The 23,293-nt window shown below is 41.5% G+C and carries 15 protein-coding genes; 4 read left to right on the top strand and 11 right to left on the bottom strand.

Annotation, left to right across the window (positions count from 1 at the left end):
• Positions 1-85: 85 nt before the first annotated feature.
• From hppD to C2M30_RS03260, 4 genes are all read right to left on the bottom strand, one after another.
• Positions 86-1,132, bottom strand: coding sequence for a 4-hydroxyphenylpyruvate dioxygenase (gene hppD, locus C2M30_RS03275; RefSeq protein WP_100913050.1), 1,047 nt, complete (start codon positions 1,130-1,132; stop codon positions 86-88).
• 395 nt (positions 1,133-1,527) lie between these two features.
• A complete protein-coding gene (locus tag C2M30_RS03270) occupies positions 1,528-4,245 on the bottom strand; it encodes a metallophosphoesterase (protein ID WP_105170664.1) in 2,718 nt (905 codons plus the stop codon).
• Positions 4,246-4,372: 127 nt separating this feature from the next.
• A complete protein-coding gene (locus C2M30_RS03265; protein ID WP_105170663.1) occupies positions 4,373-5,821 on the bottom strand; it encodes a peptide MFS transporter in 1,449 nt (482 codons plus the stop codon).
• Between the two features lie 256 nt (positions 5,822-6,077).
• The gene (locus tag C2M30_RS03260) at positions 6,078-6,854 is read right to left on the bottom strand and encodes a hypothetical protein (protein ID WP_105170662.1); all 777 of its coding nucleotides are present in this window, start codon (positions 6,852-6,854) and stop codon (positions 6,078-6,080) included.
• A gap of 40 nt (positions 6,855-6,894) precedes the next feature.
• Between C2M30_RS03260 and C2M30_RS03255 the strand changes: the two genes are divergently transcribed.
• The gene (locus C2M30_RS03255) at positions 6,895-8,667 is read left to right on the top strand and encodes an ABCB family ABC transporter ATP-binding protein/permease (protein WP_105170661.1); all 1,773 of its coding nucleotides are present in this window, start codon (positions 6,895-6,897) and stop codon (positions 8,665-8,667) included.
• A gap of 46 nt (positions 8,668-8,713) precedes the next feature.
• Here the strand turns inward: C2M30_RS03255 and C2M30_RS03250 are convergent, their stop codons facing one another.
• Genes C2M30_RS03250 through C2M30_RS21460 form a run of 7 tightly spaced genes read right to left on the bottom strand, consistent with a single transcriptional unit; the run spans position 8,714 to position 19,478 of the window.
• Positions 8,714-10,144: a cellulose synthase subunit BcsC-related outer membrane protein gene (locus C2M30_RS03250; protein ID WP_105170660.1), complete on the bottom strand. Its 1,431-nt coding sequence runs from the start codon at positions 10,142-10,144 to the stop codon at positions 8,714-8,716.
• 56 nt (positions 10,145-10,200) lie between these two features.
• Positions 10,201-12,525: a tetratricopeptide repeat protein gene (locus C2M30_RS03245; protein WP_158683309.1), complete on the bottom strand. Its 2,325-nt coding sequence runs from the start codon at positions 12,523-12,525 to the stop codon at positions 10,201-10,203.
• Complete coding sequence (bcsZ, locus tag C2M30_RS03240) at positions 12,516-13,634, bottom strand: cellulose synthase complex periplasmic endoglucanase BcsZ (protein WP_105170658.1); 1,119 nt, start codon at positions 13,632-13,634, stop codon at positions 12,516-12,518. Before bcsZ ends, C2M30_RS03245 begins: the two co-directional genes overlap by 10 nt.
• 2 nt (positions 13,635-13,636) lie before the next feature.
• The gene (gene bcsB / locus C2M30_RS03235; protein ID WP_105170657.1) at positions 13,637-15,949 is read right to left on the bottom strand and encodes a cellulose biosynthesis cyclic di-GMP-binding regulatory protein BcsB; all 2,313 of its coding nucleotides are present in this window, start codon (positions 15,947-15,949) and stop codon (positions 13,637-13,639) included.
• Positions 15,933-18,560 (bottom strand): UDP-forming cellulose synthase catalytic subunit, encoded by a 2,628-nt coding sequence (gene bcsA / locus C2M30_RS03230; protein WP_105170656.1) that lies wholly within the window; start codon positions 18,558-18,560, stop codon positions 15,933-15,935. The genes bcsB and bcsA overlap by 17 nt, the downstream gene beginning before the upstream one ends.
• 5 nt (positions 18,561-18,565) lie before the next feature.
• On the bottom strand, positions 18,566-19,270 hold the full coding sequence (gene bcsQ, locus C2M30_RS03225; RefSeq protein ID WP_105170655.1) for a cellulose biosynthesis protein BcsQ: 705 nt from the start codon (positions 19,268-19,270) through the stop codon (positions 18,566-18,568).
• Positions 19,271-19,301: 31 nt separating this feature from the next.
• A complete protein-coding gene (locus tag C2M30_RS21460; RefSeq protein ID WP_158683308.1) occupies positions 19,302-19,478 on the bottom strand; it encodes a hypothetical protein in 177 nt (58 codons plus the stop codon).
• 321 nt (positions 19,479-19,799) lie between these two features.
• Here C2M30_RS21460 and bcsE point away from each other — a divergent pair, with 321 nt between their 5' ends.
• From bcsE to bcsG, 3 genes are read left to right on the top strand one after another with little or no spacing between them, the layout of a single operon-like run.
• Positions 19,800-21,392: a cellulose biosynthesis protein BcsE gene (bcsE, locus tag C2M30_RS03220; protein WP_105170654.1), complete on the top strand. Its 1,593-nt coding sequence runs from the start codon at positions 19,800-19,802 to the stop codon at positions 21,390-21,392.
• Positions 21,392-21,556, top strand: coding sequence for a hypothetical protein (locus C2M30_RS21455; protein WP_158523435.1), 165 nt, complete (start codon positions 21,392-21,394; stop codon positions 21,554-21,556). The genes bcsE and C2M30_RS21455 overlap by 1 nt, the downstream gene beginning before the upstream one ends.
• A gap of 3 nt (positions 21,557-21,559) precedes the next feature.
• Entirely contained in the window at positions 21,560-23,170 is a 1,611-nt protein-coding gene (bcsG, locus tag C2M30_RS03215) for a cellulose biosynthesis protein BcsG (RefSeq protein WP_105170653.1), read from the top strand.
• The last annotated feature ends 123 nt before the right edge of the window (positions 23,171-23,293 follow it).

Below are 23,293 nucleotides of genomic sequence, written 5' to 3'. Positions count from 1 at the left end.
TGAAAACATGTTAGCCTTGAAATAGCAAAAGCAGCTTGGCCAAAAAAGACGAAAGCTGCTTTTTATGTTGTTAGCTTATCTTAACTTAGATAACACCACGGCGCTCTTGGTCACGCTCGATTGATTCGAACAATGCTTGGAAGTTACCTTCACCAAAGCCACCATCGTCAACGCGTTGGATCATTTCGATAAAGATTGGGCCAAATAGGTTTTTAGTGAAGATTTGCAGTAAGTAACAATCTTCGCTTTGGCTATCTACCAGAATTTGGTGCTCTCTGATTTTATCTTTGTCTTCTTTAACCCAAGGAACACGGTCAAAAATAGTGTCGTAGTAATGATCTACGATATCTAAAGTTGCAATATTTGTTTGGTCTAGCTTATCTAGAGAGCCCACTAAGTCGTTGGTTAAAAACGCTAAGTGTTGAACACCTGGGCCATTGTATTCATCTAGATATTCATCAATTTGGTTGTTGTTATCGTCTTTACCTTCATTGATTGGAATCGAGAATGTGCCACATGGTGACTTAAGTGCGTAAGACAATAGTGCCGTTTTCTGACCTTTAATGTCGAAGTAACGTACTTCTTCAAAACCAAATACGTCTTTGTAGAAGTTCGCCCATGTTTCCATAGTGCCTTTGTAAACATTGTTAGTAAGGTGGTCGATGCGAAGGAAACCTTTGTCTTCAACAATGTTTTGCTCAGCTAAGTCTTCAAAGTCATTTGCATAGATAGAGCCTTTATCACCAAATACGTCGATGAAGTAAATTAGGCTGTCACCAATACCGTAAATCGCTGGGTATGGTAAATCTTTATTAGCCGCATCTGTTGCAGGCTTTGCACCGCGCTCAACAGCAACATCAAATGCTTTTTGTGCATCAGCTACACGCCAGCCCATTGAACAAATTGCAGGGCCGTGTGATTTAGCAAATTCAGCTGAAAAACCATCACGCTCATTGTTTAGTAAAAAATGAATATCATGTTGGTTGTAGTAGGTGATGTCTTTACCTTTAAACTTTTTCAGTTTTGAAAAACCAAAGTCTGCAAAGATCTTGTCCATATAATCTGCATCTGGTGTCGCATATTCAGTAAATTCGATACCTAATAAACCGAGTGGGTTATTTACTTGAGTCATTTTTTGTCCCCTAAAGAGTGAGAGATGGCTTATTACGTTTCGAGTGGCCAACTCTTTAAACACGAATTGGCTAGATAATTATGCAAAAGTTGTAAAAGGAAAAGAGCTGAGGTGATTTTGCTAGGGGTGGCTTTTTGTAAACTTTTAAATACAAAAAAGGCAATATTTAGCTGTTTCTTTTAATACGATTTATTGGCGCGTAAAAAATAGCCTAATTTGCACGAGTAAAATTTTGATTTCTGCGGTGTGAATGGTGAGTAGATAAAAACAGGCTAAAATGTAGCACTGTTAATGGCGTGTGATTTTTGCTCATTTTTGTGCAGTTTTATTTACAATTTTGAGTAAGCGACGCGTACGCACAAAAAAAGGGGCGTTGGCCCCTTTTAGAATCATTGCTATTTTTTACTGTTAAAGAACTTTTCACGTTGTTTTAACCAAGGGTTAATCGCCATCGTGGCAACACTTTCACTGTGACGTTCCACTTTTTGATTGAGTGCCCGAGTACTTTGATTAAACCGCATCGTTTTACTTGGGCCGCCAAGGTTAGCTATTTCATCTGCATCGAAGCTACGCCCAGCAAAAAGTAGTGCGTTTAAATAGCCCGGTTCAGTTTCATAAGTATCGTCTGTCAGCAGTAACAAGGTATTACTGAGCGCCCAGCGTTCACCAATTTCACCTTCGTCTTTTTCACCGACTAACTCGCCGTTAATAAATACTTTTAAAACCCCATTTTCAGGCGCGCTATAAAACACAATTGCAACGCGATACCAGATGTTGGGTTGCAGGTTACCAAAGAAGCCACTATCACGGGTTGTGATACCTACACCATTGGTGTCGCGGTCAACAAATAGATCCGCATCGTCGTTGTTAAGCGGGTCTGTTTGCAGTAGCCCACGGAATTCATTGCTACTGCTTTGCGGCCACATAATATCCATTACTAAAGTGTAATCGGCTACTTTATTGCTTTGGTAAAAATCGCCGTTAGCGGGCACATTGTGCTTTAATGCCAAGCCTTGCGATGGGCTATGACGACCAAAGGCTAGTACGCCAGAGCTGCCATCGGGTAGATCTGCAATATTGGCATCGCTAGTGCTTACAAATGGGCTGCGTTCCGGCCCCCAATCTTTATTGAGTGGATCAAAGTAGCTCAGTTCACTCGGCCCAAAATCAGCTTCGAATGGCGCATCTAAATCATTGAAATTCCAAATTGTGACATAGTTATCTTCAAGGCAGCTATTTAACGGTTGGTTGGTATCAATATGCACACATTGGCTGGTTCGCTGGCGGGCATACTGATCAAGCGCCCACCAAGATTCTGACAATTCCGTAGGAGTAGGTAACGTAATCCCCGAGAAGAACAGGTTGCCGTTATAGGCGGGACCTTTTTGCAGTGCTACGCGATAGGTTTTGTCATTGCTGATAGATTTATCACTTGCCAGTTTAAATACCCATTCAGGCTGCGCTAAACGCATTTGGTTTAGCTCACTGCCCGTAATGGAGACTTCATAAAGCGCGTTAAACCCAGGAGTGTCAGATGGCTGTCTTTCAACATAGTAGGTCTCGTGAAACTTCTCTTGGGTTAGTTTGCCCGGAGTCCAACGGTTTTGTACTTGAATTGGATCAAACAAGGCGGCATCGACACTGTGGGTAAAGAATGTTGCATTTGCTAAAATTTCGGCGGTTTGCGCTTCGTTAGGGTAATTTTCAGAAAAGGCAATAGCGGTATTGGTATCAGGCGCGTAGCGACCCATAATTTGCTCAATAGTGCCGGCCATTTGTTGATCAACGACATCGATATTACTCGTTAAATAAGTTTTGTAGTCATAGTTAGTAATTGTGTTTGAATCGGTATTTATTGTCAGAGTTAAGTCTGTTAGGCCTTGCGCAAAAAAGTTTGGCTGAATAACCAGCGCACCGTTATCGAGTGCCTGAATACTTTCGCCGCCGTGGGTATGACCACCTAATACTAAATTAACGCCAGTGATGTTTTCGGCAATACGGGTGTCGCCACCTATGCCCATGTGGCTAAGCATAACCATAAAATCAACATCTTCACGATACGTATTAACAATACCTTGCGCAACGGAAGTCCAGTCCCAGTTCATTTTAAAGTCGGGGATAAAATCTGGAATAGGGGCGGTTTGTAGCGGCTCATCGAGCTCGTTCCATGGCACTGAAGTCATGCCAAAAAAGCCTACCTTTAAACAACCTACTTGCACTGCAGCAAAATCAACAGCAGCGAAGCCATTTTCGTCATTGCCGACATAACGCGTATTACTGGCGAGCACTATGGCATGGTCGTCATTGGCATAATCTAACAGCTGTGCTGGTCCCCACGCATAATCGTGGTTGCCAACAACACGTACATCAAATTCCATCGCTTTTATCGCATCGACCGTGGCAAGCCCTTGTGAAATTTGTTCTGCTACTGTGCCTTTTTCATAGTCGTCGCCGCCATTAGTGAATAAAGTATATGGCTGTGTTGATTTGGCATTTTGATAGTGGCCTTTTATGCGACTGAAGAGTTGTTCTTTATAGCCAAAACGAGAGTGTAAATCGGCCACATGAATAAAGCGCAGCGCTTGCTCATTTGCATTGGTATCGCACTCCGGGCCAATCACTTTGCTAATTTCTAATTCGCGCTTTGGCTCAAAAAGCACCGCATACTGACCTAGTTGACTAAGGTTCGCTTTAACGCTTGCAGCACCGACACTGCTGGTAATTGGATACCAAGTTGTATTTTCTAAACGGGCTAAATACACTTTGCCTTGTTGATATTCAGTTAAATCAACAAACACTTCCATTTCAATTGGGTTGAGTAGTGTTTTGTCTTCAGGTGAGAGCGTATAGGTGTTTGAAATTACCTGTTGCGTTTGCGTTGAAGGCGCGCTTTGTGATGTGCTAACTTTTAGGGTGAAATCACTGTCTGAAATGCCTGCGGGTATACGCAGCGCCATTCTGCCATTATCAAAGCTGGCGTTTAAACTCATCGATGGTGTGATTACGCCACCTTGTTCTAGATCTGGCACATATACTTTTTCAGTTTCGCCACCACCACATGCACTTAGCGCTAAACATATTAGTAATGAACTTAAAAGCTTGTAAGTTTTCACATATCACCCAAAAGAATTAAATTGAGGGTGAAAAATACCATATCTGGCAGCTAAGCTTCAATTACACTTAATGACATAAAAAAAGGCCTATAAAAATTATAGGCCTTTTTTTGTAATAAGTGCGTTATTAACGAGTTGCTGTTACTTCAAGCTCTTCTTCTAACACTTCTTCTTCAGTGTGGTGGTGATCTTCTGCACCGTGCATCCAATCAACGAGTTTATCTGCCATAAAGTACAGTAAAACACCTGAAGCAATCGCAGTAATAAAGATACCGCCAAAGATAGACATTGCATTTGCAAGTTGCTCTTCTTTAGTCGTGTCGCCGTGGCCAATAAATGAACCAACGATACCACCAACTTTGTTAGCAATTGCAATAAATAGGAACCAAGCACCCATCATTAATGATGCGATACGTAGCGGAGCTAGTTTAGTTACCATTGATAAACCAATTGGTGATAAACATAATTCACCCATGGTATGGAAGAAGTATGCACCTACTAACCACCACATGCTTGATTTATTTGTTGGGTCACCGTCCATTTCCATAACCGCACCCATCATAAATACAAAACCAATACCTAATAAGATAAGGCCAAGTGCAAATTTAACCGGTGAGTTAGGTTCTTTGTTACCAAGACGGATCCAGATAGACGCAATTACCGGAGCAAATACAACGATGAAAATTGCATTTAAAGATTGGAACCATGTAGTCGGTACTTCGAAGCTACCAATGTTACGGTCTGTGTATTCGTTAGTGAAGATATTCATTAGGCCGCCAGCTTGCTCGAAGCCTGCCCAGAAAACAACAGTGAAAAGGCCTAATACCATGATTACTTTAATACGGTCGCGCTCAACAGCAGTTAATGGCTCTTTACGTACTTCTGTTTGTTGTTGCTTTTCTAACTTAGCCGCTGGGATTGTACCTATGTTACCAAGTAGTTTTTGCGCAAATAAGAATTGAATAATAAGTGAGAAGATCATACCAATACCGGCACAAATGAAGCCCGCTTGGTAGTTACCATCATAATGTGCAACAACCGAACCTACTACGATACCAGAAAGTGCAGCACCTACGTTGATACCCATATAGAAGATAGTAAATGCGCCATCACGACGGTTATCACCTTCTTCATATAAATCACCAACCATGGTTGAAATATTTGGCTTGAATAAACCGTTACCAGCAATTAATAGACCTAAACCTACATAGAAGGCTTCTGTTTCCATACCTGGTACCCACGCGTGTGGTGTACCTAAGATAAACTGACCCGCAGCCATTAAGAAGCCGCCGATATAAATTGCTTTACGTTGGCCTAAGTATTGATCCGCTAACCAACCACCGATTAATGGCGTAAGGTAAACAAGACCAGTAAATGTACCATACATTGAAAGTGCATCGGCTTGGGTCCAACCCATACCGTTACCGCCTTCAGAATATACTTGGTCTACTAAATAAAGTACTAAGATTGCGCGCATTGCGTAGTAGCTAAAGCGCTCCCAAAGTTCTGTAGTGAATAGCAGGAATAGGCCTTTCGGATGGCCTAACATTTCACCTGCTTTAGGGACTGAATTCATCGTATGCTTCCTAATTCAAATTATTGTTGTGGCCAATATTATTATTGTTGTTACTACCTTTCGGTTTGAACGGGCGGCCAATAGTTGTGTTTGGGTAACAGTTACCCAGAAAGCAGATTTGTGTTAATAAACATACTGAACGAGGGGTAAAATAAGGTTATTAATACAAACTGCATCCGGCCAGTATACCTAGAGAGTTTTTTAAACAAAAGCCCTTATCTAACAGATTTGACCTGTTTGTATGCACTTTTGCTGTTTATTTATGCAGGTCTTGGCATAGGCCTCTTAAAAACGCGATAAAACCGTGTTCCTTTAACCAGTGTAGATGCGCTTCATCTCTTACCAAAAAATGGCCGCAAAAATTAAGTCCGTTAGCGAATATTGATTCGATATGCGCGGTTTTTCGTGGCACTAACCAGAATAAGTCTTTATGTATAATTAGGTTGTATGCACCGGTCTCAATGTCATTGTTATTCAAAGCAAATTGTTGAAGCGCTTGCTGATAATATTTGATACACAGTGCTAAATTTAGAGGGCCAAATCGCACAAAGCTGATGTCGTCTAGCTGTTTTGCAATAGCCGTAACGGTGTCACTGTGTGCTAAGCGAATCAATTGCATATGGCGATGACCTTGGCTGGCACCAGCAATAGGGCCCGCATTATAAAAGCCAACATCATAAGGCGAATTTAAATGTTGAAGCCAAGCTGAAAAATCAGACTCCGTTAATGGGCTTTGCTGCGCTACAAATTCTTTACTGCACAACAGTGCATGGGGTTTTAATACCGGAAACTTATTTAACAGCAGCTTGTGTGACGGTGGGCAGTCTTTTACAAACATCGCCTCTTCATGAGGTAAAAATGGGTTGGTCTTTTGCGTGCTTTGATGGGGTTTGTCGATTTTTTTAGCGACGCGCAAGTGCACCGTGAAGTGAATATTATTATCCAAAAAGGATTGGCTTTGTGTTGTGAGTGGCTGGAGCGTTTTTGTTTTTAATGCGATTTCTATTTGCTGTTCAACTGCTTGCCAATACATAATACATCCTATATTTGATCTTAATGAGCACGAGTGAGTTATGCGCCGCGGTTTTTCTGTGCCAAACGAAAATGACAGCTTTAATATACGCGTCTTTAAACAAGTTGTACCTTATTTATTAGAATTTCGCACGCGCATTATTATTGCGTTTTGTTGCTTAGTATTTGCTAAGCTTGCCAGTGTTTATTTACCTTTTGTACTGAAATACACGGTAGACACGTTAGATCAACAAAATAATGTGGTGTTATTAGGCACGGTTGGTTTAATTGCCGCCTATGGTGTACTGCGCCTTGCCAATGTGGTGTTGTCTGAATTACGTGACATGCTGTTTGGCCGTGTTACTGAGCGCGCCATGCGCCGTATTAGTATGAAAGTATTTAGCCATCTACAACACCTCGACCTTAAATTTCATTTAGATCGCAAAACCGGTGGCCTTGCCCGAGATATTGAACGCGGGGTGTCGGGCATTAGTTTTGTGATGCGCTTCTTTGTTTTCAATATTGGCCCAACGTTAATCGAGCTGATGTTGGTAATTGGTATTTTAACTACCAAGTATGGCGCCAAATACGGGCTAGTGATTGCCGCCTCAGTGGTGGTTTATATTACGTTCACTGTGTATGTGACTAATTGGCGATTAAAGTTTATTCGCGAAGCCAACATGGCTGATAATCGTTCAAACACCCGCGCCGTTGATAGCCTGTTAAATTTTGAAACAGTTAAATACTTTAATAACGAAGAGCACGAAATTAAAGAGTACGATGTTGAACTTGCGGCTTGGGAAAAAGCACGCCGTAAAAACCGATTATCACTGTTTGCCTTAAATGGCGGTCAGGCCCTTGTAATTGCCACAGCGATGACCTCAATGCTGTTATTTGCGGCGCTTGATGTGGAAGCAAACGCGATGACCCTAGGTGATTTTGTGTTAGTGAATGCCTTTATGATGCAAATATTCATGCCACTTAACTTTTTGGGTTTTGTCTATCGTGAAATTAAAGGCTCGCTCACCAATATTGAAAATATGTTTGATTTACTCAAGGTTGACTCCTCTGTGTCGCGCAATAGCAAAAGTGAGTCACTTGCGGTAAACCAAGGAGTCATTACATTTAAAAATGTCAGCTTTGGTTATGCAAAAGAGCGCACAATTTTAAATAACCTGTCTCTTAATATTAAGGCGGGGAGCAAGGTAGCAATTGTTGGTCCGAGTGGCTCTGGAAAAAGTACTCTAACCAAGTTACTCTGCCGGTTTTATGATGTAACCAATGGCAACATTCAAATTGACGGGCAGAATATCGCTCAGGTTAAATTAGATTCATTACGCGAAGTCATTGCCGTGGTTCCACAAGATACCGTGTTATTTAACGCCAGTATTTATGACAATATTCATTACGGCAACTTATCGGCAACGAAAGAGCAAGTGATTGCCGCAAGCGAAGCTGCCAATCTTAAAACCTTCGTTGAATCGCTTAACGATGGTTTTGAAACCCATGTTGGCGAGCGCGGTTTAAAGCTCTCGGGAGGTGAAAAACAGCGCGTTGCGATTGCAAGGGCACTATTGAAAGATTCTCCTATTATGGTATTTGATGAAGCAACTTCAGCACTTGATAGTCATAACGAAGAAGCCATAATGCGAACCATCAAAAAAGTGGCACGCCATCATACTGCGATTATGATTGCTCATCGCCTCTCAACCGTGACCGATGCGGATCACATTTTTTATTTAGAGCAAGGGCAGCTGGTGGAAGAGGGTACACACCAACAACTACTTGAAAAAGAAGGGCGTTATGCCGCTCTTTGGCGCAGTCAAAGTCAGTAATTAACAAATAAAAAAGGGAGCTTTGCTCCCTTTTTCAATTATGTGATTAATAGTTAGCGTAAGGCACGATTAGCCTTGGTACTAATGGCAGCTCACCGTAAACAGGGTTAAACAAATACTTCACGTAAATTTGACCGTAATTTGGTTCGTAAAAATCAGCGCGGTCGATATTAAAGCTCGCACCAATTAACCATTGAGGTTGCACGCGGTATTCAACTAAGCCCTCTATACCCCATGAAAATCCACTGCTTTTATCAGCAGCAAATATTGGGTCAATGCCCGTTTCAACTGCTTTGAGCTCTGCAACAGCTTGTAGTTCAGGGTTATTTGGGTAAAGTTCAATGGCATCTGTGGTTGTACGCGAATAACCACCGTTCACTTTGAGGCGATAAACTAAGTCCTGCTCAAAACGACCATCTACTGTAACAGGCACTGACAGACCAAGGTATTTTTGTGGGCTGTAGTAACCGCCATGGCCGTACGTTTCTTCTGAAAGGTTATGCTTATAGCCCCAATACAACAAGTTAGTGCCGACAGACAGTTCAAAGTCTGGCTGCTGGATAAAGCGATAGTAGGCACCTGTCATCGCACGTTTTCGGTCGTTATCAAGTACATTTTTGCCTTGATAATACTGATAATCCAGCGTCGCCCAAAAACCCCAATCGAGGCCAAGATCGTGATACAAGCCAAGGGTAATACCATTGCTGGTAACGCCACCCCAAATCTCATTTTGATTAACGTCTTCAAGGCCTGCATATGACAATACGCTGTTAGTGAGTGCTCTTCGCTCAATTTCAATGTCGTAGCTGAAGTCACCGAGACTATTTTGATAGAGCACGCCACCTACGATATTTGAAATTAAGAAGCCTTGTGGTGTGGTACCAATATCCACCCGCCAGTTTTCGTTTTGCCAGCCAACACCAAAGGCAATACCTTGATCGCGAGGAGTAATGCTAAATAGCGAGCATGTATCATAACAAAGTGCGCCAGTGCCGTAGCGACTTGCGGCAAATCGTTCTGAAAAGTTAGTTTGTTGGGCAGAGATGCTAACGGCATCCGCTTTAACAAATAACTGACCCTCTAAAAATGGAAAGTAGCCTTCAAATAACGCAGCACCTAAGCCCAGTTCATGATCATTTTGTGTACTGGTTTGACCGCTAAAGTCGCCAGCAAGCGCAATATGCCCATCGGTACGGTTTTTAATTTTTGCAATGCCCGAACGAGCAGAGCGCATATACCAAGTATCGGTTTCTTGGTCTTGTGCTAAGTCATGCAGCACTTTTTTGTCGGCAACATCAACACGTTGTTTTGTAAGTACTTGACGATAGTATTCAATTGCGAGTTCGCTTTGGCCAAATTTGTCTGCTACTTGGCCTGCAAGATTGAGCAATTCGCCGTCGCTTGGTGAAAGTGCGAGTAGATCTTTTTGGTATCTGAGCGCATTGTCTTGATCTTTAAAATCGAGCAACAGGGCCATTAATCGGCGCTGATTATAGTTTTCATCTGCGGGAACGCGATAAACTAAGTGTCTAACTACTTTTTCACCCAGCGCATATTTATTACTAAATAGGGCTTTTTCGCAACTTGATACTCAGTTTCGAACTCTAATTCGCCGTATTTGTGCGCATTTTCATATAAAAAATCAACTTGCTCAAAATCACCTTTATTTAACGCAAATTCAAGCAAGCGTGCATTTGCAGGAATGCTTGATGGGTTGTTGCTAAGGTAAGATGTTAAGATAATCTCTTCGCGATCAGGCTGTTTTTTTACTTGGTAGCGCACTTTTAAGTTTTCTATTTCGCGCTTTTCACTTTGGGTTTGCGCCGGCGCCATATGCAAATTGGCAAACCATGAATCGAGATCATCGGCGTCGTCTGCGCTAAGCAACCATTCACTGTATAGCTGATACCAGTAGAAATCGAGTTTAGGTGCGCTATTTAGCGCGCTTTTGAGCTGGCTGGTGGCACGGTTATGCATGCCTAATTTGTACCATTGCGCTGCAATTTGTGCCGTTTGCAGGTTACTTAAATCATTTTGATTTTCGATGTCTTGTAACAGGGCAAGGGCAGAGGCTTTTTGTTCGGTCTCAATTAACACATCGACTTGTTCAAATTGCTCACCGAGCGCTAACGTTTCTTTTAATTCTTTTATTTGCGGCGTGTAATCTTTCACCCGAATATAAGATAAGCTTTGTAATCCAGCGCGAAAATCGCCTAGCGAACGCATGTAAAGAGCGTGGGTATAACGAATTTCTGGATTCATTGGAAAACGCCAAAGCGCTTGATTGTAGACTTTCTTACTGGTGTCAATATCGCCTAACTTGCGCCATTCAAAGGCCAAGTCATAATAAAGCCAGCCATTTGTAGGTGAGGTTTTAATTGCTTTTTCAAGCAGTGCAATCGCTTCTTTCGGTTCGCCTCGCGCAGACAGTTCTTCAGCTTGTTCACGGTAAATAACCGTTTTTGCAGCGTTTATTTCCGCACTGACTGTTTCGCGTTGTTTTTTAGTTAAACTTGATTCAAATCGCTCTAGTGCATTAATACTTTGTTGCTGTTCTACAATATTTAGCAATAAAGACAGGGCATAGCCATTATTAGGGTCACTGCGTAATACGGTTTGCAGGTATTTTGTCGCCTGCGCTGTGTCACCTTTGGCCTGTGCTACCTGTGATGAATAAATCAGTACGGTATTAGTGTCTTCTTTGAGTTTTAATGCACTGGCTAGCAGTTGTTCGGCTCTTGTCAGCTCTAAGGCATCAATTGCAGATCTTGCTTCGCTGATCAGCCCCCAAAACTTGGCAGTATTTAATAATCCTAACCAAATTGGTTTATCGCTACTGTCTGCGAGTTTGGCGGCCTTGCTAAAATATTGTTGGGCATCAGCATGTTTGCCTTGCGCCATTAAACTACGACCAAGGTCGCCCACTATGTCGGCGTCTTTTGGTCTGCCAGCGGCTGCTTTGCGTAACAGCTTTTCTGCAAGTGCGTAGTTTTCTTTTGCCATATGGCGTTTTGCGCGCTGCCAGGCTTGGTAGTTAGGATCGGCTTCTAGCTTTAGTTGTGCAACCAATTTTTCACTAAATACTTCGTACTGTAATTTACCTAAATCACTTTGTGGATAGAGGCTAAAAAAGTAACTGTATTGTGAGCGAGTAAAGGTGCTAATTGGCATATCTTCTAACGCATTTAACCATACGCGCTCAACCTCAATGCGCATTTGCGAATGGGTTGCGTATTTACGCAATATTGCCAGCGATTTTTTGTCCGTTGGTTTTCGTTTTAAGATATGGCGCGCATAGGCTACTTCAAACTGTGCAGTATTAGGGTAGCGTTGCGTCAGCTTAGTAAATAACTTTTTTGCTTGTTGCCAACTATCTGGATCGGCAGAAAGTATGTTGGCATATTCAAACTTTAGTCTCGCCGTTGGTATTTCGCCGCGAAATAGCGCTTTGAATTGCTTTGCAGCTTCTTTTGATTGACCTGCGCGTGCTAATAAGCGCACAGCTTGCAGTTTTTCTTTACCTTCAGGTGAGTGAATATACGCAATGCTATCTAAGCGTTGAATATACGGATAAAACGGTTCATCTTTTTTAAATGCTTTGAGCTCTTCAACAGCTTTTTCCGTTTCACCTTGCTCGAAGTAGTAGCGGATCCAGGCAGCGCGAATATCAAGGCTGCCAGGTTCAACTTGCTCTAATCGGGCGAGACTATCAATCACCAGTTGTGGTTTTTGTTGTGCCTCGCCGAGTTCAACTTGTTCTAAAAGCCAACTAATAGGCTGAGCATCAAGGCCTTCACTGGCGTGCAGTTGTGACCCAAGTAAACAGCTTACTAATAATGCTGCCGCTCTTAGTTGCATTCGGTGCTCCATGCCGGCACTAACGAACCGTCATTTAAAAACTCAAAACGTGCATTGGTTGCGGCGGTGCCAAACAATGTGAGTACACTGCTGTAATAATTATTTCGCAGCTCATAGTCTATGTTGGCGTTGATCTTTTGATTAATCATACTTGCCGTTACGCGATCACCAAATGATTTCATAAAAGGTAGAATCGCTGCTTGAAAACCAAGAGGGCCAGTTTTTGCAGTGCGTCCTGTTTTAGCATAGGTGTTGAGTGGTACTGCGCGATTGGCACTTACTTTTCGCGCCATTGGGTCAAACTTAAACAACAGCTGCTCTTTGTAACTAACATCATCAGCTAACAAACCTACCCATAAATAACTTCGAATAGCATTGAAGTTACCCTCATCATTGTGCTTTTTAGTGAAGTGGAAGCCTTTTTTGGGATTGTATAACACCCAGTCAGGGCTAAAGCCTTTTGGCGCACTTTCTGAAAGCACTACCAATGATGAATTTAGTACTTCTTGCCATGGTTGGCTTGGATAGAGCTCAACAAATCGTTGGAAAATAAACGGTGGCAAATAACTTGGGTTTAAACGCCATGTTTGTTCGCCTACTTCAAAGCCATAAGGGGCAGGTAATAGAGTTAACCCTAGTCCTGGTAAAAACTCGGTTTCTTCTTTTAAAATGCGCTTTGCCATTACCGCAGCAAGTACCGCATAACGACGCTCATTCCATAAACGGCTCGCCTCTGCAAGCGCGTAGGCTATCCATAAATCAGAATCAGACGCAGGATTAGAGTCTAAAATACCATAGCTTGATGGCGTTTTACGGCCCCAAAGCCATGCAGGTAAACGTGCGCTTAAATCACCTTCAGCAAGGTGACGCTCGGTCCAATTAAGTAACTTATCAAAGGTTTCTTTATCGTTCGCCACCAATGCGAAGAATAAACCATAAGATTGACCTTCACTGGTGGTAATGTTTTTCTCAGAACCAAGATCAATTACGCGACCTTCTTTTGAGATAAAATTGTTTTTAAAGGTCTGCCATTCAGGCCACACCATACAGCTTTCTGCTTTTAGCAATGTTGGCATTAGAAGCAATAATACAATGAGTAACTTTTTCATATTTAGTCTTCCTTATTACCAACACGTTTGCGCGCTAAAGTATTGAGAACACGCCATAAGATAACAGATAAAATAAGTAATGTAATAATCGTCATAAATGCTAATAACAGAGGATGGTCCGACAAGTGGAACCAAATAAGTGTGTGCAGCGGTAACGAACCAATATAGTAGCGCTCACCTAAATGCGATTGATGCACTTTATAAGGGTTGATAATTGTTGCAGTGCCTTGCACTTGAATTAATTTAGCGCCATCAATTAAGGTGTTGTTGATAAGCCCCAAATCATTACTAGTTGCGGCCATAATTGATACTACACTGCGCTCGTCGTTAAACGGCGATTGGAATCCTGCAATGGCTGCAAGTGAACCATAACTCTCAAGTGAAACGTGCGTTGAGGCATCTTCATTGCTCTTAGCGTACTTGTACGGCTGAGTTTCATAAATTGCTTGTTTTATTTCACGTAGAGAGTGATTAATCAGCACCGACATATGCTCGTTTTGAGCAAAACTATCTGCACCTGTTTGCGAGCCAATGAGCAAGATATCTTTATCGTCGAAATCAATGTCTGCTCCGTTATCGGTGAGGATCGTTGCTTTTAGAGATGGGTAACCCGTTGTTTGCCCTAAGTGACCTGTTGCAGTAAGCAAGGTTTCGACCTCATCACGGTTAGGTGATTCAGGTAAAACAATTAAGGTTTCGCTTAAATCTGCAAACTTGGTAAATGGAAAACCACCTTGTGCGTAAGCATGCAAATTAGGCATCGCAATATAATGGTGATAATCAGAGACATCAATTGTTGAGTTTTCATCAATTGCGCCTATGGTGCCCTCAGGTGCGGTAGTCTGACAAAACCCTTCTTTTTCAGTTGAGAATAAGAACTCAAAGGCCACGTCATTTTTAATATCCACTTTAAAACCGGGTACGGTAAAGTAACGTTCTTTATCGGTATCATCGGTCGATAGTAGTGGAATACGAATATCTTCATCGACTAACGTTGAGTACTCATTCGGGTCGAGTTTGTAACCTTGCACATACTCTTGGTTAATCGACATATTAAGACGTGATACACCTTTATCTGTAGGTGGTGTATAGCGGTATTTTAATTCGATTGGTAAGCCGTCGGTGTACCAAGTGAATAAATCAGGCGCAACACGTACATCTAGTTTTACTGGTGGTGCACTGTAGCCAACAGCTTGCAGTTGATTTTTATACTCGACCAATTCGCCGAAACGAACCGGGCGATCTGAGCGGATCCAACGCGGTGCGTCGTAAGCTTTACGCGGCTCAATGTATTCGACCTTGTTAATCTTTGCACTGCGGCCAGTCATCATTGGCAAGCCTAATGCTAGGCCTTCCGCTGCAACTTTTAAGTCATCATTATTACGGCCTAAGATCAACAAGAGTTTTTGGTAACGATGCTCTGGGTTTGCAATTACTTCAACAACTGGGCCATCAACGCCTGGGTAATCCGCTAAGAAATCAGGGCGATTATCATTGGTTGCAAAAACAACACTGTGTGAACTTGGTAGTGCATTGTAGTTAACTGGGAATTTTGCACCACGCCAGTTTGCTTTTGCGCCAAACCACGAGCTTAAAATACTTGCAGCGTGCAATGTTGTGTTGTCTGGTGTTTCGTTAAATACAAACGGCAGTGTTAACTGAGCGTAATCACGTTCATCAAAAAACGGTTCTGGGAACTGAGCGAGTAAGCTCTCAAATGGTAATTGCTGCTCGGTATAGGTAATGCGACTGGTACGACTAATATCGGCCCAAATACTGGAATGAAATGGGTCTTCACATTCACGCGTATAGTGACCAATTAACTCGAATCTAAGGGTGTTGAAGTCTTCAACAAATTTAGGCTCAAGCTTAATGCTATGGCGCTGCATGCCCTCGTTAACTTTATCTGGGCTCGCGTCGGTGACCGGAATTGTCGCCATCACTTCTTCATTTAAATACACCTTTAAATGGGAAAGCTCTTTGATCAATGCAGGTGAACTGGTAAATGCAAAGTCGAGACTTAAATCGGTAATAATGTGATCAACACGGTTAGTAAAATCAACCGTACGACTTGCTTGCACTCCGCGCAAACGCATATCAGGTCGGTTCAATTGCTCAAATGTATAAGACAAGGTGCTTTGAGGACCTGCCTCAGGGTAACCTTGTTTGTATATGTCTTTATTTTCAGCAATTTTGGTTGCGTTGCGGGCAAAGTTGCCTGTTGCATTGTTGCCGCTTGTTGTTGCGTAGCCATTGATACTACACAGCGAACTGAGCGCCAATATGCTTCCTGCTACTTTAGTTAGCACTTTCATAATTTAAATTTCCCAGTTTTGGCTTTTGCGGCATAAATGAGCCAACCAAAATTAAAATATTACCAATCTTTGTTATGTATTTCTTTGCTTTCGCTGGTGCATGAAGAATTAAGCTTTTAAAACCACGAATACTGGTTTGTTTTACATGCTTAAAACTTTCAGAGGGAAGATCATGCGTAAAATTCTCTTGCCAACCGAGCCACGCATCAGCGCGACTAAAGGTTGATTCAATATAGTTTTTCTCTTGTTCAAGTGTCAGATTACTTAAAATCAATCCAACTCGATTTTTACGTGCGTTAATCACTTTACACGGAAATGAAAATTGTCGACGTCCACGTGACATTATCAGGTCAACATCAGTTTCCACATTGATTAAATCATCAGCTGGCAACTGTACGCCTACACCAACATCACTAAAATCGGTTACGCGTACTTTGTATGTTCTGCCATTCGCATCACGCAGTGCAGCGGGGAAGTTCGCCGTAATACGGTGAGAGCGCCTTACTTGTTTTGCTTCTGCCGCAACCGCAATCTCCGCACCTAAAATCATAAAGTTGTACAGTGCCCATGCCATACTGATTAACAATACGCCGATTTGAACGGGGTCGCCAAAAAATATGCGAAAAACACCAACAACTAAGCCAATCAAGTTAATGGTTGCGAGAAAAAGGTATGGTTTTGAGATTTCCCAATCATAGAAATCTTTATCGGTTAAACCACCTTTTTCGGTTACGTTGAACTTACCTTTGTTAGGCGCAAAAAGTGCCACGGTTGTAGGCTTTAAAATGTACCAAGCAAGCACAGCTTCATATACTTCACCCCAAAATGAATAACGCCATTTACCTTGGATTCGGGAGTTGGTAATTTTAACCTGCATCAGGGTTGGTACCACGTACAGTAAAATTGCTAAAAACGGCGCATAAATAATATAGGCGTCAAAATAAATGAGTGCCAAGGGTGCCGTTAAAAACACGATGCGCGGAATACCAGAGAAAAAGTGCATTGCCGCGTTCAAATAACAAAAACGTTGGCTTAACGAGAGCCCGCGCCCAAGCAAGGGGTTATCCACCCTAAATATCTGCGCCATACCCCGCGCCCAGCGAATACGCTGGCCCACGTGGGTCGACAAACTGTCAGTAGCAAGTCCCGCTGCTTGTGGAATATTAATGTAAGCGGTGCGATAGCCTTTACGTTGCATTTTAAGTGCTGTGTGAGCATCTTCTGTAACCGTTTCAAACGCGAAGCCGCCAATTTCTTCAATTGCACTGCGACGAATTACGGCACAAGAACCACAGAAAAAGGTAGCATCCCATAAGTCGTTTCCGTCTTGAATTAGACCGTAAAACAGCATGTTTTCGTTAGGCGTTTGGGCAAAATTACCGAGGTTTTTTTCAAACGGGTCGGCAGAGAAAAAGTGGTGTGGTGTTTGCACTAGACACATTTTAGGGTCTTCGACAAATTGACCTATGGTCATCTGTAAGAACGAACGTACAGGTACGTGGTCACAGTCGAAAATGGCAATTAACTCACCATCAGTGTAACGCATTGCATGGTTTAGGTTACCTGCTTTAGCGTGAAAGTTGTTTGGACGAACAATATAGCCAACACCAATCTCAGCGGCGAATTCTTTAAACTCATCGCGTTTGCCATCGTCAAGAATATACACATTTAGCTTGTCTTCTGGCCAGTCTAGCGCCAAAGCTGAGATAGTCGTTGGTTTTACAACGCTTAAAGGCTCGTTATAAGTTGGAATGTAAACGTCAACGGTAGGCCAACTACTGGTGTCCTTAGGAAGCTTAACTGGTTTACGTTTTAACGGGCGCATGGTTTGGAAAAAGCCCAAAATTAGAATAAACCAGGCATACGCTTCTGCGGCAAGTAAGCCAAATCCTAAAAACAAGGCTATAGGGTCACCCCAATTCAGTGTTTCATTTACACGCCACCAAATGTAACGAGTAGAGGTCGTAATTGACAATGTTATCATTACAATAGTCGGCAATGGTCCTTTTATACCTCGCAATGAGTAGGCGATAAATAAGATCAAACTCATAAAAATCGCTTGTGCTTCAAGGGAAAAAGGAACCGTAATAAATATCGCCAATAAAAAAAGTACCGCAGCAAGCAGTATTTTAGTGATATGAGGTTTTTCCCAAAAATCGGCGGAGGTTAATTTTTGAAATCCGGTTTGGGTATTTTCATTTATTTCTTTGTTAAGTGATTGCCGCACGCGTAGGGTAAACCATTTATCGAATCGCATTGCCCAGTCGATAAATAGCGGCAAAATTTTGAAAATGGAATACTTTGATTCTTTTTCAACGGCTTGTTTACCATCACGTTTAAACTTTACTAGCGTGAGAAAGGTTAACTGAATAACAAAGCGGATTGGGTCGCCAAGGCGAAAGCGGTTCGGTTTTAATTGTGGAAAGTAGCGATAAAAAGCATTATCAAAATCGATACGTTCTAACTTAATAAAGGCATGCAAAACAAAGTAAGCCACAGTAAGTAACAGTGACATAAATACACTGTAACTATTTTCTTCAAAAAAGAAGCGATAGCGTGACTTTACTCTACCAATATTGTGCTTTGGGCTAACGAGGCTAGACGTATTCATATGTGTTACGACAGACTCTTGCGTTTGTTATTTAACCAGCTTGCGAGTGCGTGAAAATCTTCTTTTACTACACTGAGCGGTGAAGTGTTAATAAGCACATTTTTAGCTGCAAGTGCTTCAGGTACCGCGCTATCAAAATGAATAAAAAACGGTGCTAATTGCTTTAAATTTGCACGCCAAATTTGATATACATCGAGTTCAAGCGGGTTACTGGCATTAAAGCGATTAATTAAGTAATACGCTTGGTTATGTGTGTTACCTTTTTTAATTTGGCTATAACACGCAGGGTCGCAGGTCACTACATTGATAACGATATCGCTGTCATCAAGGGCTAAGTCATCGAGTGACATATGGCTTGGTACGTCAAACAGCAACCAACTGTTGTGGTCGATATCTAAACGTTTTGACTGATTTAACAGTGTATTATATGAAAAATTATTGGCAAGTTCCGAGCCATAAGGCACATATTTAACGTTATCTTCATTGATAAACGCAATATCAGCCCAACTAGATTCGGCATCCGCTATTTTATTTGTCCAGCCAGTTTGGTTTTGCCACTCGTGGCCAAGGTGCAGACACAGTTCATTTTTAGAATCAAGGTCAATACACAACACGTCGTGATGGCTTTGAGATAACAGTGTTGCTATATTGGCAATAATAGATGTACTTCCCGTACCACCTTTCATGCCTTTAAAAAATACTCGATTCATACAAAATGGGCTTTGTTAAAACGTATAATTATTAAATTTCTTCGATTTCGCTAAAAAGATCATACTTAGCAATGATTTTCATTTCTTTTTGCTTTTCTGTAATCTCAACGTAATCGGCGACAGCAATTTTGCTTTTTGTTTCCAATTTAGAAATATCGTGCGCATGATACGCATTTTCTATGGTTTCAGCGTTTTGATTATTAGTCACAATATTAACCTCTTAAGTTAAAGCTTCTATATTATTAGTCGGTTAGATTGGGCTAAACTATTACACTCTATTACGTAGCATTTGAGACAAAATAACGTGTGTTTTCCTTGTAGGCCTTTAATTTTGCGAGCTTAATACAATTTGAATTAATTGTTATCGGCTTGAGCAAACTAAAATTTAGCACTTTTCTCAACAATGGCGCTGGACTTGGCTAAATGATTGTATATAAAATCATATTTTCATCTAAATAGAAAGTATTACTTTTTTAGAGCGACGCGTTATGTATTAATAATGCGCTTATAAAGCAAAAGTGGGTTAAATGTGCATAAATTGAACTTTTTGGGTATTCAGAGCGATCATGGGCTTATTTTTAAAGCAGCGACATACGCGCTTTTCGCCAACAGCGAAGAAGCAGGTATTGAGCTTGCCTTGAGCTCAATAAACGAACAAAGCAAGAGCTTTGTAATATCGCAAGACCCTGAGCGATTTTCTGCTAAATCAGATAAATGGCCGCAACTAAAAAAAGCGCAACTTTTTGCCTTAGACACATCGTTTTTTATCGAAAACAGCACTCAGTTTATTTCACAAACAATTGAAGAGCTAAGTTATTATTCTGGCTTTCGCGGTGCGCATTTAATTATTCACTTTTCCGAAGATTTAGCTAACCACTTTGAAGCTAAATTAGTTAAAAAACTATTGCATAAAACGCAATCTATAGCTGAACGCTACAATATTAGCCTGATCTTTTTGTTTACAGGGAAAACAGCGCAACAAAAAGCGCCCACTTTTTTAGCTCACAGCAAATTAATTGACGGTGTTGCCCATCTTAATAGCCATTTAATGAACCACAACTTGTACTTTGATTTTTGGCGCAGTGAAAAAGGGGTGCTAAGCCAGATAAGTTATCAGTTGTTTTTTGAACAACCGGTATCGGCCGAGCTAAACGTTCAAAATGAAGCGAATGTTGAACCTGTTTATCAAAATTTAGAACAGGTTTTTATTAGCAAAGAGTTGTTGCCTAGCGAGACAAAATTACCGCCACATTATTTAATATGCGACGATAACCAAAGCGTAGCCGAACATGCTCGCGAAAATAAAGCTGCAACAGTGGTTTTGTGTGCGTCCCATGATGTTAAAAAGACGGAACTTGCTGCACTTTGCTATGAATTACGAGATGTTTGCGGGCCTTGGCTAAAAATTGTAATTAAAAACAAAGATGGCGTGTTACGTCACCACGATGAGTGTGTATTTTTAACCTTAGGCGTTAATTTAATTTTGCACACAACCACAGATATTTCACGTTTGATGTCGCAGGTGCAAGCTTTGCAAGGCGTTAAGTTTGTGCGTACGCTGCCAAAAGATTACAAAGCAGTACTGGCTCATGCTAAAGGGGTGGAAGCAAAAGGGTATTTAACACCAAATAGCTTTGTTGATGCCGTGAAACTGCAACGTGAAGCCAGTTTGTCGACGGGGATTAGTGGCGTTTTGGTGATCTTGGATTTGATTAAAGGTGTCGAGCCAATTGATGCATTACGTCTTTTTTCTGTAAAACGTAACGGTGATATTTTTACTGCGAATCAATCGCAAGTTTTGCTTTATTTGCATGCTTGCCGAGAAAATGATGTGGATAACGCCATTGAGCGATTATTCAGATTAGCAATCAGTGAGTTCTTTGCTGCTCATAGCATTTATTCGCAAGACTTATACATAGAACAAATTTGCCGAGAGCTTAAACACGCCGACGACAACAAAGAATTGGAAGATTTCTCCGTACAGTTACTAGAATCTGCGGTAGAGCAAGTGCCACTTGCAATGAGTACATCAGGACGCACGGCTGTTGTACACGATATAAACCGCTTTCCAAGTCGTAAGCCTTGTAAAGCACATCCTCTTAAGCTTCTGGAAAATAATTAATGTACTTAACTTATATTATTTTGGCGTTTATTTTTGGCATTGTGATAGGCATTGCAATCGCACAGTTTTCAAAAGAGCTTAAGCATTTTGTTACTAAGCTGTACAAAGCGTGGACGTTTAAACATAAAGCGATTCATCCATATAAGCCGCAGGAAAAAGAATAATCAATGAGCATTGCACACCCAGATAAAGATCCGTTGCGTTATGACGCACTAGGGCTTTGGAATTTATATTTTTTAGTCAAGCTAGGCTTATTTTTTTCAGATGTTATCGATTTGCATGTACTGGAAAATATTGCGTTTATTGCGTTTCTTTTACTGCCATTCAAGCATGCTTTGTTGATTAAGGCCAAACATATTATCGGGGCATTTGTCGCATTATTTTTATTGCATTATGACTCTTATTTACCACCGCTTAGTCGCTTACTTGAAAGTGGTGATCTGCTTAGTGATTTTAGTTTGCCATACCTTATCGAGTTGTTGTCGCGCTTTTTATCGTGGCAATTCGTCGCCATGGCGCTGGTTTTGGTGATTGTTTATATTTATTTGGTAAATTGGGTTCGTTTTACCACGGTGAGTATCGCGGGTATTTTGTATATTGGCGCATTACAATTTTTTGCCAGCCAAGAGAGTATGCAACCCGCGCCAACTTACGTACAAAATAGCGCGCAAGCAACGCAACAAAATGTACAAAGCACCTCCTTAAACCCCGAACAAGCAATGTCGGCGTTTTATCAACAACAAGCGCGCTTAAAAACTGAATTCCCAACATCTAACCAAGGTGGTGACTTTGATATTGTGCTACTCAACGTGTGTTCACTTGGCTGGGACGATTTAGAGCGAGTGAACCTTAGTAAGCACCCTTTGTTTAATCAGTTTGATTTACTGTTTGATAACTTCAGCTCAGCTACGTCGTACAGTGGACCTGCAGGTATTCGTTTATTAAAAGCAAGCTGTGGGCAAACATCTCACCAGGGCTTATATTCAGATGCTAATAAGCAGTGTTACTTGTTTGAGAACTTAAAGTCGCTGGGTTTTGATAACGACTTTGCTATGAACCACAATGGTAATTTTGATAATTTCCTTGGTATGGTGGAAAGTCAAGGGCGTGTTGATGCAAAACTGCAGTCGTTACAAGGTGTTAAAATTGCACAGCGCTCGTTTGATGGTACACCTATTTTCGATGATGGTCAGGTATTAAATAAGTGGCTTAAATCAAGGCTAACCTCAAACAAGCCACGTGCGGCACTTTACTACAACACCATTAGTTTGCACGATGGTAATGTGATTGAAGGGCGCAGTAAGTTTGGTAGCAGTTTAAAAAGCTACGGCACGCGTACAGAAATCTTATTTAAGCAATTTAACCAGTTCTTTACGCGTTTAGAACAAAGCGGCCGTAACTATATGGTGGTTATGGTACCAGAGCACGGTGCATCATTGGCGGGCGATAAAATGCAAATTGCAGGTATGCGTGATATTCCGAGTCCAGCAATTCTAGATATTCCGGTGGGCGTTAAGTTTATCGGACCAAATGCCAAAGCAAATAGTGCACAAAAAGTGATTTCTGAGCCGTCTAGTTATCTGGCTATTTCAGAGCTAATTGCCCGCGCAACGCGACAAAACATCTTTAGCGGCACCTTAGATCTTGGCATGTTAGCCGCTGATTTACCGAAAACACCTATGGTGGGTGAGAACTCGGGTACACGAATGCAGATGTTTAATGGTAAGCCATATATTCAACTCGATGATGGTGAATGGATGGTTTATCCGGGGTACTAAATAACCTGAAATCGGGTTAATCAAAATGGGGAGCGTTTGCTCCCTTTTTTGATTTGAATGAATAGTTATGGGTTATAGCTTTTTTGTTCATTTATGTTTACAAATTTTCTTCCAATCTTTGGT

Source organism: Pseudoalteromonas sp. T1lg24, assembly GCF_002964745.1.
Taxonomy (GTDB): Bacteria; Pseudomonadota; Gammaproteobacteria; order Enterobacterales; family Alteromonadaceae; genus Pseudoalteromonas; species Pseudoalteromonas spongiae.
This window is presented reverse-complemented; position numbering and strand designations above follow the sequence as displayed.

What these genes read in the sequence shown, in the direction of transcription:
- hppD (WP_100913050.1), bottom strand. Translation starts at nt 1,132, where the DNA reads ATGACTCAAGTAAATAACCCACTCGGTTTATTAGGTATCGAATTTACT.
- C2M30_RS03265 (WP_105170663.1), bottom strand. Translation starts at nt 5,821, where the DNA reads ATGAATTCAGTCCCTAAAGCAGGTGAAATGTTAGGCCATCCGAAAGGC.
- C2M30_RS03260 (WP_105170662.1), bottom strand. Translation starts at nt 6,854, where the DNA reads ATGTATTGGCAAGCAGTTGAACAGCAAATAGAAATCGCATTAAAAACA.
- C2M30_RS03255 (WP_105170661.1), top strand. Translation starts at nt 6,895, where the DNA reads ATGCGCCGCGGTTTTTCTGTGCCAAACGAAAATGACAGCTTTAATATA.
- C2M30_RS03250 (WP_105170660.1), bottom strand. Translation starts at nt 10,144, where the DNA reads ATGGCCCTGTTGCTCGATTTTAAAGATCAAGACAATGCGCTCAGATAC.
- C2M30_RS03245 (WP_158683309.1), bottom strand. Translation starts at nt 12,525, where the DNA reads ATGCAACTAAGAGCGGCAGCATTATTAGTAAGCTGTTTACTTGGGTCA.
- bcsZ (WP_105170658.1), bottom strand. Translation starts at nt 13,634, where the DNA reads ATGAAAAAGTTACTCATTGTATTATTGCTTCTAATGCCAACATTGCTA.
- bcsB (WP_105170657.1), bottom strand. Translation starts at nt 15,949, where the DNA reads ATGAAAGTGCTAACTAAAGTAGCAGGAAGCATATTGGCGCTCAGTTCG.
- bcsA (WP_105170656.1), bottom strand. Translation starts at nt 18,560, where the DNA reads ATGAATACGTCTAGCCTCGTTAGCCCAAAGCACAATATTGGTAGAGTA.
- bcsQ (WP_105170655.1), bottom strand. Translation starts at nt 19,270, where the DNA reads ATGAATCGAGTATTTTTTAAAGGCATGAAAGGTGGTACGGGAAGTACA.
- C2M30_RS21455 (WP_158523435.1), top strand. Translation starts at nt 21,392, where the DNA reads ATGTACTTAACTTATATTATTTTGGCGTTTATTTTTGGCATTGTGATA.
- bcsG (WP_105170653.1), top strand. Translation starts at nt 21,560, where the DNA reads ATGAGCATTGCACACCCAGATAAAGATCCGTTGCGTTATGACGCACTA.